10 protein-coding genes are annotated in these 10,958 nt (G+C 66.8%); 6 read left to right on the top strand and 4 right to left on the bottom strand.

Translation table 11 applies throughout. The annotated features are described in order from the left end of the window. Positions 1 to 1,879 (top strand): phospholipase C (locus G6035_RS18675; protein WP_256128121.1); only part of this gene is annotated, 1,879 nt, incomplete at its 5' end. 618 nt (positions 1,880 to 2,497) lie between these two features. Here G6035_RS18675 and G6035_RS18670 read toward each other — a convergent pair. Genes G6035_RS18670 through acs form a run of 4 tightly spaced genes read right to left on the bottom strand, consistent with a single transcriptional unit; the run spans position 2,498 to position 7,538 of the window. Next, positions 2,498 to 2,992: a CoA-binding protein gene (locus tag G6035_RS18670; protein ID WP_176618606.1), complete on the bottom strand. Its 495-nt coding sequence runs from the start codon at positions 2,990 to 2,992 to the stop codon at positions 2,498 to 2,500. After that, positions 2,989 to 4,338, bottom strand: coding sequence for an O-acetylhomoserine aminocarboxypropyltransferase/cysteine synthase family protein (locus G6035_RS18665; protein WP_176618605.1), 1,350 nt, complete (start codon positions 4,336 to 4,338; stop codon positions 2,989 to 2,991). Before G6035_RS18665 ends, G6035_RS18670 begins: the two co-directional genes overlap by 4 nt. Beyond that, on the bottom strand, positions 4,339 to 5,517 hold the full coding sequence (gene sfnG, locus G6035_RS18660; RefSeq protein ID WP_176618604.1) for a dimethylsulfone monooxygenase SfnG: 1,179 nt from the start codon (positions 5,515 to 5,517) through the stop codon (positions 4,339 to 4,341). Continuing rightward, positions 5,514 to 7,538: an acetate--CoA ligase gene (acs, locus tag G6035_RS18655; RefSeq protein WP_176618603.1), complete on the bottom strand. Its 2,025-nt coding sequence runs from the start codon at positions 7,536 to 7,538 to the stop codon at positions 5,514 to 5,516. Before acs ends, sfnG begins: the two co-directional genes overlap by 4 nt. A 306-nt stretch (positions 7,539 to 7,844) precedes the next feature. Here acs and G6035_RS18650 point away from each other — a divergent pair, with 306 nt between their 5' ends. From G6035_RS18650 to G6035_RS18630, 5 genes are all read left to right on the top strand, one after another. Next, positions 7,845 to 8,417, top strand: coding sequence for a flavin reductase family protein (locus tag G6035_RS18650; protein ID WP_176618602.1), 573 nt, complete (start codon positions 7,845 to 7,847; stop codon positions 8,415 to 8,417). 159 nt (positions 8,418 to 8,576) lie between these two features. Beyond that, positions 8,577 to 9,236, top strand: coding sequence for a biotin transporter BioY (locus G6035_RS18645; protein ID WP_176618601.1), 660 nt, complete (start codon positions 8,577 to 8,579; stop codon positions 9,234 to 9,236). Further along, entirely contained in the window at positions 9,233 to 9,964 is a 732-nt protein-coding gene (locus G6035_RS18640) for an ABC transporter ATP-binding protein (RefSeq protein WP_176618600.1), read from the top strand. The genes G6035_RS18645 and G6035_RS18640 overlap by 4 nt, the downstream gene beginning before the upstream one ends. Then, the gene (locus G6035_RS18635; RefSeq protein ID WP_176618599.1) at positions 9,961 to 10,557 is read left to right on the top strand and encodes an energy-coupling factor transporter transmembrane protein EcfT; all 597 of its coding nucleotides are present in this window, start codon (positions 9,961 to 9,963) and stop codon (positions 10,555 to 10,557) included. Before G6035_RS18640 ends, G6035_RS18635 begins: the two co-directional genes overlap by 4 nt. After that, positions 10,550 to 10,958 (top strand): CHY zinc finger protein (locus G6035_RS18630; RefSeq protein WP_176618598.1); only part of this gene is annotated, 409 nt, incomplete at its 3' end. The genes G6035_RS18635 and G6035_RS18630, both read left to right, overlap by 8 nt.

Below are 10,958 nucleotides of genomic sequence, written 5' to 3'. Positions count from 1 at the left end.
GGGGGCTCCTGTCGCCACGGCAACGCCCATCAAGCACGTCGTGGTGATCTTCCAGGAAAACGTCTCGTTCGACCACTACTTCGCCACGTACCCGCACGCGGCGAACATGCGGGGTGAAAGCCAGCAGGGAAGCGGCATCCCCGCACCCGTGTTCACTCCCGCCAAGAACACGCCCAAGGGCATCAACACGCTGGCGAATGCGGGCCTTCTGGCACCCCGCAACCCGAGTTCAATCCAGCCCGCACGCCTCTCCCCCATGCAGGCCGTTACCTTCGACCAGGACCACAGCTACACTGCCGAGCAAAAAGCCTACAACGCCGGTGCCATGGACAAGTTCGTCGAGTTCACCAGCCGCGACTCCTGCGGAACCAACCAGTACGGCCGGCCTGGACTGACCATGGACTATTACGACGGCAACACCGTCACCGGCATCTGGAACTATGCACAGAACTACGCCATGAGCGACAACCACTTCAGCACCACGCTGGGCCCCTCGACGCCAGGCGCGCTGAACCTGGTCTCCGGCCAGACCCACGGGGCGAAGGAATACTCTGCCGCCGGGCTGCCGGTGGCCACGTCGGCCACGGGAAGCTATACGGTGCGCCAGCCGGATGCGAACGGCGTGGGGACAGTCATGGGAGATCCGGATCCGCTGTACGACGACTGCTCCAACAAAAGCCACGCGTCCAGCAACAACCTCTCCGCCATGACGGGCCGAAACATTGGCGACCTGATCAACGCCAAAGGCGTGACGTGGGGCTGGTTCCAGGGCGGGTTCGCCCCAACCACCCCCTCAACCGCAGGGAACCCGGCGTCGTGCCTGTCCAACCACGCAAACTCGGCCGGCGCCACGGTGGCCGACTACTCACCGCACCACGAGCCCTTCCAGTACTACACCTCCACCGCCAACCCGCACCACCTGGCGCCGTCGTCGCCGGCGGAGATCGGGCACAACGGCCAGGCAAACCACCAGTACGACCTCACAGCCTTCAACCAGGTCGTCAACACGGACAACCTGCCCGCGGTGTCCTTCCTGAAGGCCGGGATGTACCAGGACGGCCATGCCGCCTACTCGGATCCGCTGGACGAGGAGAACTTCATCACCGCCACCGTGAACAAGATCGAAAAGTCCAAGAACTGGGCCAGCACTGCCGTGGTCCTCGCCTATGACGATTCGGACGGCTGGTACGACCACGTCGCCGCTGCCGTGAAGAACGCCTCCAACGCCGCCGACGACGCCGCCTGGTGCCAGAACGCCGCAGCCCGCGGTGTACCCGTCTCGGGCGGCTATGCCGACCGCTGCGGCCCCGGGCCGCGCCAGCCGCTCGTGAGGCCGCGCCAGCCGCTCGTGGTCATTTCCCCCTACGTGAAGAAGAATTACGTGGACCACACCGAGAGCAACCATTCCTCCATCCTGCGCTTCATCGAGGACAAACAGCGCACGGGGCAGATCGTGGACGCGTCGGCGGATGCCACCGCCGGTCCGCTCAACGCCATGTTCAGCTTCCACCACCGGCGCACCGACAAGGTGCTGCTCAACGACCAAACCGGCACCGTGGCGGCCGCGACGCATTCCGGCGCCGGCACTCCACAGTTGTGCGGGCACGAACTGTCCGTCCCAACACGGACGGCACTCCCAGCATCCGTTCCCCGCCACCAGGTTTTGGAATCATCACCTGACGCACCGTCAACGACGCATAAGTACCAGCATCAAGCACTTCACGGGTCTGTACCCAATGTTTCAGACGCCAGGCACGGAGTTCATCCGCACCGAGTCCGTCAACACCGGCAGCACCACGATTACGCTCAACACACTTCAACGCGACCATCAGATTCTGTCGGGAAATTACTTTCACCCACAACGCCTGCTGATCCCTGACGTCATCCCCGATACCCGCCGATTCATCACTACGCACAGAAGAGGGCCCTCCGGGATTCACCGTTCTCTCCTTACATCCCCTGTCCCACCACGCTCGTGGGTTGACTGCGATTCCTGTGTGAACACGAGAAATACCGCTTCAAACCATCAATTCCCAGCGTTCAGCCCTTCCCCACCAACAACACGATCCCGGTGGGAACTATAACCTCTGCTGGCTTCTGCCCCATCAGTACCAGCCCTCACGGACCAGACCGCCCCACCCGCAAACTCACAGTTAGTGCACTGAGACAGACCTCCCCAGATAAGAACATTTAATTTCCCCCTGCCGCCGCCGCATCTCCACACTGGCCGTTTCGGTGGAACGGGCTTCACCATCTGTGGCCGGCTTACCCCAACCAGCATGCCTTCTATGCGGTTTGTGTCCCTCGGTGCAGGGATTCGCCTCCGGTTTCCTTCCCGCCCTACCTCACAGTGACGCAGTTGCCATCAGCTAGAAGTTAAACCACCTTCTCCTTCAGAGGACTCTCACCTCCAAGCAAATGCCCATGCTGGGGATACCACAATGAAGGGCCTCCCGGCAACATGCCGGAAGGCCCTTCCCTTCCCATGACGCCATGGCTAGGCGAGAAGTTGGCGCTTCGAGGAGATGACGCCCGTGTCGAAACCGGCCAGGTTGAGCCCGCCGTGGAAGCGGGCGTGCTCAATTTTCACGCAGCGGTCCATGACCACGTCCAGCCCGGCGGACTCCGCCTCCGCGGCGACGCTTTCATGCCAGGAGCCCAGCTGCAGCCACAGCGTCTTGGCGCCGACGGCCAGCGTTTCCTCCAACACCGTCGGGAGGTCGTCGTGCTTGCGGAAGACGTCCACCAGGTCCGGGACCTCCGGCAGCTCGGCCAGCGACTTGTACACGGGCCGGCCCAGGATCTCCTTGGCCACCGGGTTCACAAAATACACGCGGTAGCGGCTGGAGGAGAGCAGGTAGGTGGCGACAAAGTAGCTGGCCCGGGACGGCTTGTCCGAGGCTCCCACAATGGCGATCGACTTGGTCTTGCGCAGGATGGCCAGGCGCTCGGGGGCGGAAGGCCCCTGCCAGGAACGTTCGGCGGTGCTCATGCGCTGGCTCCGATCTGGCACGATGGCGCCACGTCGTCGGCTGTTTCCCCGACTGCCGGCAGGGACTGCGCGGCGGCCAGTGCCTGGTCCAGGTCCCACAGGATGTCGGCGATGTCCTCAAGCCCCACGGAGATGCGGATCAGGTCCTCGGGCACGCCGGCCGCCTCCAGCTGTTCGGCGGAGAGCTGTTGGTGGGTCGTGGAGCCCGGGTGGAGCACCAGGGTGCGGGAGTCGCCGATGTTCGCCAGGTGGCTGGCCAGCTGCAGGGCATCGATGAAGGCCTTGCCCGCTTCCCGGCCGCCGCGCACGCCAAAGGCAAACACAGAGCCGACGCCTTTGGGCAGGTAGTGGCGGCCGCGCTCAAAGTGCGGGTGGCTCGGCAGTCCGGCGAACTGGACCCAGGAGACGCGTTCGTCGGCCTCCAGCCATTGCGCCACGGCCGCGGCATTGCGCAGGTGCTCGTCCATGCGCTGGGGCAGCGTCTCCACGCCCTGCAGCAGCTGGAACGCGGACTGTGCGGACAGGGAGGGGCCGATGTCGCGCAGCTGTTCCGAGCGCAGCTTCGTCAGGAAGCCGTACTCGCCGAAGTTCCCCCACCAGGACACGTTGCCGTACGAGGCGACGGGCTCGGTCATGGAGGGGAACCTGCCGTTGCCCCAGTTGAACCGCCCGGATTCAACGACGACCCCGCCCAGGGTGGTGCCGTGCCCGCCCAGGAACTTGGTGGCGGAGTGGATGACGATGTCCGCTCCGAATTCGATGGGCCGGATCAGGTACGGCGTGCTCAGGGTGGCATCGACCACCAGGGGGATGCCGGCGTCGTGCGCCACGGCAGCCAGTCCCTCCAGGTCGGCGATGTCGCCGGACGGGTTCGCGACGATTTCCGTGTAGACGGCCTTCGTGTTGTCCCGGATGGCAGCGGCGAAGTCGGCCGGGTCGGTCGAGTCGATGAACGTGGTGTCCACCCCGAAGCGGCGCAGCGTCACGTCCAGCTGGGTGATGGTGCCGCCGTACAGCTTCGAGGACGCCACAATGTGGTCGCCCGCGCCGGCCAGTGCGGCGAAGGTGATGAATTCCGCGGCCATGCCCGACGACGTTGCAACGGCGCCGATACCGCCCTCCAGCGAGGCGATGCGCTCCTCGAAGGCGGCCACGGTGGGGTTGCCGATCCGGGAGTAGATGTTGCCGTACTTTTGCAGCGCAAACAGGTTGGCAGCGTCGTCGGTGTCCTTGAACACGAACGAGGTGGTCTGGTAGATGGGCACGGCACGGGAGCCGTGCACGGCGTCGGGGGTGCCGCCGGCGTGCAGGGCGCGGGTGCGGAAGCCAAACTGGTGGTCGGACATTTAAGCGGCAGCCCCTTCGAGGTAGGTCACGGGAAGGAGGGAGGTGTCCAGTTCGGTGCCGTTTTTGCGGGCCAGGTCCGCCTCCAGCTCACGCACGATCGGCAGCACGTCCCGGCCAAACGCCGCCACTTCCTCCTGGAAGTGCAGGTAGCAGGTGAGCATGAGGTTCACGCCGGCCTTCTTGTATTCCACGATCCGCTCGGCGATCTGTTCCGGTGTGCCGATCAGGCCGGTCTTGAAGCCGTCGTTGTACTGGACCAGGTCCTCGTAGGAGGCGTCGGCCCACATTCCCTTGCCGTCCCTGGTGGAGGCGCCGGCTTCCTTGACGGACGCGGCAAACCCTTCGACGGCGGGGCGGTGCGCCTTTTCGACGATCTCACGCAGCGTGTCGCGCGCTTCCTTTTCCGAGTCGCGGGCAATGACGAAGCCGTTGAGGCCGAAGCGCGGCTTGCGGCCGGCCTCCGCGGCTGAGGCCAGGACCCCGTTGACGTTTTCGGCGTAGCCCTCCAGCGTGCGGCCGTTGGAGAAGTACCAGTCCGCGACGCGGCCGGCCGTGGCCTGCGCGGCTGTGGAGTTGCCGCCGAAGAAGATCTCCGGGTGCGGGCGGCCGGGGACGTCCACCGGGGCGGGGTTGAGCGTGAAGCCGTTGATGTTGTAGTACTTGCCGGCCTGCGAGTACTCCTTCTCTGTCCACAGCCCGCGCAGCACCCGGATGAACTCCTCGGTGCGCACGTAGCGTTCATCGTGTTCCAGCCAGTCCAGGCCGAAGTTGACGAACTCGTCCTTGAGCCATCCGGAGACGATGTTGACGGCTGCACGGCCGCCGGAGAGGTGGTCGGCGGTGATGATGAACTTCGCCAGCACGCCGGGGTGCCACATGCCGGGGTGCACCGCGGCAATGACCTTGAGGCGTTCCGTGGCGCCGAGCAGGGCCAGCGAGAAGCTGGTGGCCTCGTGCTGCTTGTCCGCGCCGTAGGAGGCGGCGTAGCGGGTCTGGGTCAGGGCGTATTCAAAGCCGGAGTTCTCGGCAATGCGGGCCAGCTTCTTGTTGTAGTCAAAGCTCCAGTCGGTGCGCTGTTCGATCGTGGAGACCACCAGCCCGCCGGAGACGTTGGGAACCCAATAGGCGAACTTGAGCGGGGTGGAAAGGTCTGCGTGCTTCTGTGGTGCGTTGCTCATGGGGTTTCCTTCTGGTTGTGCTTGGCCTGGTTGTGCTGGGCAATGGCGGCGGCAATTCCGGCCATGGCTTCTTCGTTTTGGAGCGAGGTGGTGTCCCCCAGCGGGGTCCCCTCGTACATTTGGGTCAACAGCCTGCGCATGATTTTCCCGGACCGGGTCTTGGGGACGTCGGGAACCACGACGACGGCGGCAGGCTTGGCGATGGGGCCGATCTTGTGCGCCACGTGGGCGCGCAGCTCCTCGCGGATCCCGTGCGCACTGTCCGCGGCACCCGGGCGCAGGACCACAAAGGCGGCGACGGCGTGCCCCGTCAGGGTGTCGGCCACCGGGGTGACTCCCGCCTCGACCACGGCGGGGTGGGAGACCAGCGCGGACTCAATCTCAATCGTGGAGAGACGGTGGCCGGAAATGTTGATGACGTCATCCACGCGGCCCAGGATCCAGATGTGCCCGTCTTCGTCGTACCGGGCGCCGTCGCCGGCCAGGAAGTACCCCTCGCGGGCGTACTTGCGCCAGTAGGAGTCCAGGTAGCGCTGCGGGTTGCCCCACACGGTGCGGGCCATGGCCGGCCCCGTGCCGTCAACCACAATGAAACCCTGCACGTTGGGCCCCACGTCGGTCCCGGCGTCGTCCACGATGCGCACGCTGACCCCCGGCAGGGCGCGGGATGCGCAGCCGGGCTTGAAGCTGGTGTCGCCCGGGCGCGGGGACAGGATGGTGGCGCCGGTCTCGGACTGCCACCAGGTGTCCACCATGGGGACGGTGCCGCGGCCCACTTCGTCCCGCAGCCAGTGCCAGGCCTGCGGGTTGACAGCCTCGCCCACGGTGCCCAGCACGCGGATGGAGGAGAGGTTGTGGTGGGCGGGGACACCGTCGGGGAACCAGCCCATGAGCGAGCGGACCAGGGTCGGCGCGGTGTAGTAGTTGGTGACGCCGTAGCGTTCGATGATCTCAAAGTGGCGCCCGGGGTGTGGGGTGTTGGGCGTGCCTTCAAAGATGACCTGCGTGACGCCGTTGGAGAGCGGGCCGTAGATCTCATAGGTGTGGGCCGTGACCCAGGCCAGGTCCGCCGTGCACCAGTGGACGTCCTGCCCGCGCAGCGCCGGGTCCGGGTTGCTGAAGAGCAGCTCGTGGCTGTAGGAGGCCTGGACCAGGTAGCCGCCGGTGGTGTGCACCAGGCCCTTGGGCTGGCCCGTGGTGCCGGAGGTGTACATGATGAACAGGGGTGTTTCCGCGTCAAAGTATTCGGCGGTGTGTTCGGCGCTGGCGTTGCCGACGGCGTCGTGCCACCAGACGTCCCTGCCTTCGGTCCAGGCGATGTCCGACCCCGTCCGGCGGACCACCAGGACGTGCTCAATGGCGTTCTCGCCCGCAACGGCGGCATCGGCATTCGCCTTCACCGGGACGGCGGCACCGCGCCGGAACTGACCGTCGGTGGTGACCAGCAGCTTGGCGCCGGTGTCCTCCACGCGGAACTTCAGGGCCTCGGCGGAGAAGCCGCCGAAGACGAGTGAGTGGATCGCGCCGATGCGGGCCACGGCCAGGGTGATGATGACGGTTTCGGCGAGCACGGGCAGGTAGATGACCACCCTGTCGCCCTTGCCGATGCCCAGGGCCTCCAGGGCATTCGCCGCCCGGCAGACCTCGTCCTGCAGTTCCCGGTAGGTGATGGCCCGGCGGTCCCCGGGCTCACCCTCAAAGTACAGCGCAACCTTGCTGCCGTTGCCGCCCTGCACGTGCCTGTCCACGCAGTTGACGGCCGCGTTGAGCCTGCCACCGGTGAACCACTCGATCTCGGGCACCTGCAATTCCTGCAGGGCCGGATCCAGCCCGGGACCGGACCCGGGGTCAAGGGCCGGCTTGAAGGCGTGGGTGGTGTGCCACGGTTCGGCCCAGTCCAGCCGGCGGGCCTGCTCCGCCCAAAACTCCACACGGCCGCCGTCGCCGGACGGGCCTGCGGGGAATGCGCCGCCGGAAGGCCGCTGCCCGGCCGAAGGGCTGCTCGTCAGGGTCGCACTCATGTACAAAAAACTCCGTTATTCCGGCCGCGCCGCCGCCGCGCAGCCACGGGCCTGCTGCCGGGAGGTCTGCGGGCAAGGTGTTGCGGGCCGGGTCTCCCTGGCGCGCGTTCCAGCCACCAACTACTAGACCGCACAAGCCTGCCGGTCTTCAAATTTGAGGGTCACAAAAGGTCATTTTGCAAAACAAAACGGCCTCTACGCCATACTTCGTCACTTTCAATCATCCATTAGTTCGTTGTAATGGTAGTTTTCATCAAGACAGCAGCCGCAGTCCGGGCCGCATCCGGCCGCAGCAAAGGAGCAACCATGTCGCAAGCCACCGCCCTCGCCGAGCACCAGCCGGCCAGCCACCAGGGCTTTGCCAACATGCTCAGCGCCGACGACTTCAAAACCGCGTTCCGGAACCACCCCGCCGGCGTGGCTGTCATCACGGCGGACATCGGCGACGGCCCGGTGGGCCTGACCGCCACCTCGGTCATTTCCGTCTCGGCCACTCCCCCACTGGTGGTGTTTTCGCTGTCGTCGGCGTCGTCGTCGACCCCGACGGTCAAGCAGGCCGAGACCGTGGTGATCCACCTGCTCGGGGCCGGGCAGATCGAGCTGGCCAAGAACTTTGCCACCAGCGGCATTGACCGCTTTGCCGACACGTCCATCTGGTCGCGGCTGATTTCGGGCGAGCCGTACCTGCCGTCGTCGAACGCCTGGCTGCGCGGGCGCGTTGTCAACCAAATGGATGCCGGCGATTCCACCGTGGTCGCCGTGCAGGTGCTGCAGGTGGACCTCCCCGGTGAATCCGGCCGGACGGCGCAGGAGTCACGCCCGCTGGTCTACCACAACCGCACCTGGCACTCCCTGAGCGAATCCTCGGTGGTGGCGTAGGGCGCACCCGGCAGGGCCGTTCCGCCCTCCCGAGGCCGGGCGCGGCCACGGATTCCTTGACACCCAAGGCACCCACCTTCATACTTGAACGGTGTTCAAGTATGAAGGTGGGTGCCTTTTGTGCACCACTTTCCCCACGTCAGCCTTGGAGTGCTAGCCATGTCCGTCCCCCCACACACCCCTGCCCGGGGCCACCGCCGGGGCAGTGCCCGGGACCTCGCCCAGATCGCCGTTTTTGCCGCCCTGATCGCGGCCATGGGCGTGCCGGGATCCATAACGCTCGGTGCGCTGCCGGTCCCGATCACCTTGCAGACGCTGGCCGTCATGCTCTGCGGCGCCATCCTGGGGGCCCGCAAGGGCTTCCTGGCCGTCCTGTTGTTTTGCGCTCTGGCCGCGGCCGGGCTGCCCGTGCTCAGCGGCGGGCGCGGCGGCATCTCCTGGTTCACCACGGCCCCCTCGGCCGGATACTTTTACGGCTGGCTGCTCGGGGTGGCCGTCATCGGCTTCCTCACGGCACGGATCCTGCCCCGCTACCGGCCCTGGCTGGCCCTGGCCGTGACCGGCCTTGGCGGCATTGTGGCCATCTACGCCATCGGCGTCCCCGTCACCGCGTTCAACACCCACACGCCCTTGTGGGCCGCCGTCCTCGACTGCCTCAAATTCCTGCCCGGCGACGCCGTCAAGGTGGTCGTCACGGTCCTGGTCGCCCGCCAGGTCCACCGCGCCCACCCCGGCCTCATGGCCCGCCCGGCCCGGACCGCTGAGGCAGGGACCGCCAGCCGCCGCCCCGAACCCGCCGCCCCGGGCCTGCGGCCGTGAGCACCATCCGCTTCACCGGCGTCGGCCACCAGTACGGTGGCGGCACCGTGCTCGAGGACATCAACCTGACCCTGGCCGAGCAGCGCATCGGCATCATCGGGGCCAACGGCTCCGGCAAGTCCACCCTGGCCCGGATGATCAACGGGCTGGTCCTTCCCACCCGGGGCACCGTCACCGTCGACACCCTCGACCCGGCCCGCCACGGGCGGGAAGTCCGCCGCCGCGTGGGCTTCATGTTCACGGATCCCGACAGCCAGATCGTGATGCCCACGGTGGCCGAGGACGTGGCCTTCACGCTGCGCCGCCGCGGCCTGTCCAAGGAGGAAACCACCGAAAAGGTCGACGCCATCCTCTCCCGCTTCGGCCTGGCCGCACACGCCGACCACCCCTCGCACCTGCTCTCGGGCGGCCAGAAACAGCTGCTCGCGCTGGCCGCGATCCTGGTCGGCGGGCCCTCCATCCTGGTGGCCGATGAACCAACGACGCTGCTGGACGCGTTCAACCTGCGCCGGGTGGGACGCATCTTCGCCGCCATGGACCAGCAGCTGGTCATCGTCACCCACCATCTGGAACTGCTGCGGGATTTTGACCGGGTCATCCTGATCCATCAGGGGAAGGTGGCCGCCGACGGCGCCCCCGCCCCCGTCCTCGCGGCCTACCAAAAGCTGTGGGAAACGCTTGACGAGGCCCCGTTACCGGCGGCCCTGTCCGGGGCCGGTCCGCGATGATGGCGCTTTATGCCCCCGGCGTCTCGCTGGTCCACCGGACCCCGGCGGGGCTGAAACTGCCGGCCCTGGCCGCCGGCGTCCTCGCCCTGTCCTCGATGACCGGCCTGGCCCAGCTCGGCACGGCCATCCTCGCCACGATCCTGCTGTACGCGCTGGCACGCATTCCCTGGGCCCTGGCCGGACGCCAGCTGCGCCCCTTCCTGTGGGTGTTGGGCGCCGTCCTGCTCTTCCAAATACTCCTCTCCGGCTGGCAGCACGCAGCCCTGGCGACCGGCACCCTGGTCACGACCATCGCCCTGGCCAACCTGTTGACGCTCACAACCACCGTCTCCGCCATCCTCGACACCTGCCAGCGCGCGCTCCGGCCCCTGCGGCGCTTTGGCGTCGATCCCGAACGAGTGGGCCTGCTGCTGGCCCTGGCCATCCGCTGCCTGCCGCTCGTGGCCGACATTGTCCGCGACGTCTCCGACGCCCAAAAGGCCCGTGCCGCCCACCACTCCGTCCTGGCCCTGGCCGCGCCCGCCGTCGTCCGCGCACTACGCACAGCGGACGCGCTGGGCGAGTCGTTAATGGCCCGCGGCTTTGATGACTAAGGACACACCCCGGGACCCGACGAACGCAACGGACACAGCCCCCGGCGGCACACGGGACCACACGAAGACACCCGGCGTGCCCGTCTACGGGCAGACGGTCGACAACGAAACACGCTGTGTCCACTACCACACCACCAAGGACATCGTCGCCATCAAGTTCCCCTGCTGCGGACGCTACTACCCCTGCTACCACTGCCACGAAGAAGACGCCACACACCCCGCCCGCCAATGGCCCGCCACCCAATGGAACGAAAAGGCCATACTCTGCGGGGCCTGCCGGACCGAACTCACCATCACCGAATACCGCACCTCAACCCGCTGCCCCAACTGCCACGCACCCTTCAACGAGCGATGCGCCAACCACGCCCACCACTACTTTGGGCCGCCGCCGGACTCGTTAC

Source organism: Arthrobacter sp. SDTb3-6 (genome assembly GCF_013376095.1).
GTDB lineage: Bacteria > Actinomycetota > Actinomycetes > Actinomycetales > Micrococcaceae > Specibacter.
The sequence above is the reverse complement of the archived record's forward strand: the minus strand, read 5'-3'. Positions and strand labels throughout refer to the sequence as shown.

Coding starts and splice junctions, on each gene's coding strand:
- acs (WP_176618603.1), bottom strand. CDS start 7,538: ATGAGTGCGACCCTGACGAGCAGCCCTTCGGCCGGGCAGCGGCCTTCC.
- G6035_RS18645 (WP_176618601.1), top strand. CDS start 8,577: ATGTCCGTCCCCCCACACACCCCTGCCCGGGGCCACCGCCGGGGCAGT.
- G6035_RS18670 (WP_176618606.1), bottom strand. CDS start 2,992: ATGAGCACCGCCGAACGTTCCTGGCAGGGGCCTTCCGCCCCCGAGCGC.
- G6035_RS18635 (WP_176618599.1), top strand. CDS start 9,961: ATGATGGCGCTTTATGCCCCCGGCGTCTCGCTGGTCCACCGGACCCCG.
- G6035_RS18650 (WP_176618602.1), top strand. CDS start 7,845: ATGTCGCAAGCCACCGCCCTCGCCGAGCACCAGCCGGCCAGCCACCAG.
- G6035_RS18665 (WP_176618605.1), bottom strand. CDS start 4,338: ATGTCCGACCACCAGTTTGGCTTCCGCACCCGCGCCCTGCACGCCGGC.
- sfnG (WP_176618604.1), bottom strand. CDS start 5,517: ATGAGCAACGCACCACAGAAGCACGCAGACCTTTCCACCCCGCTCAAG.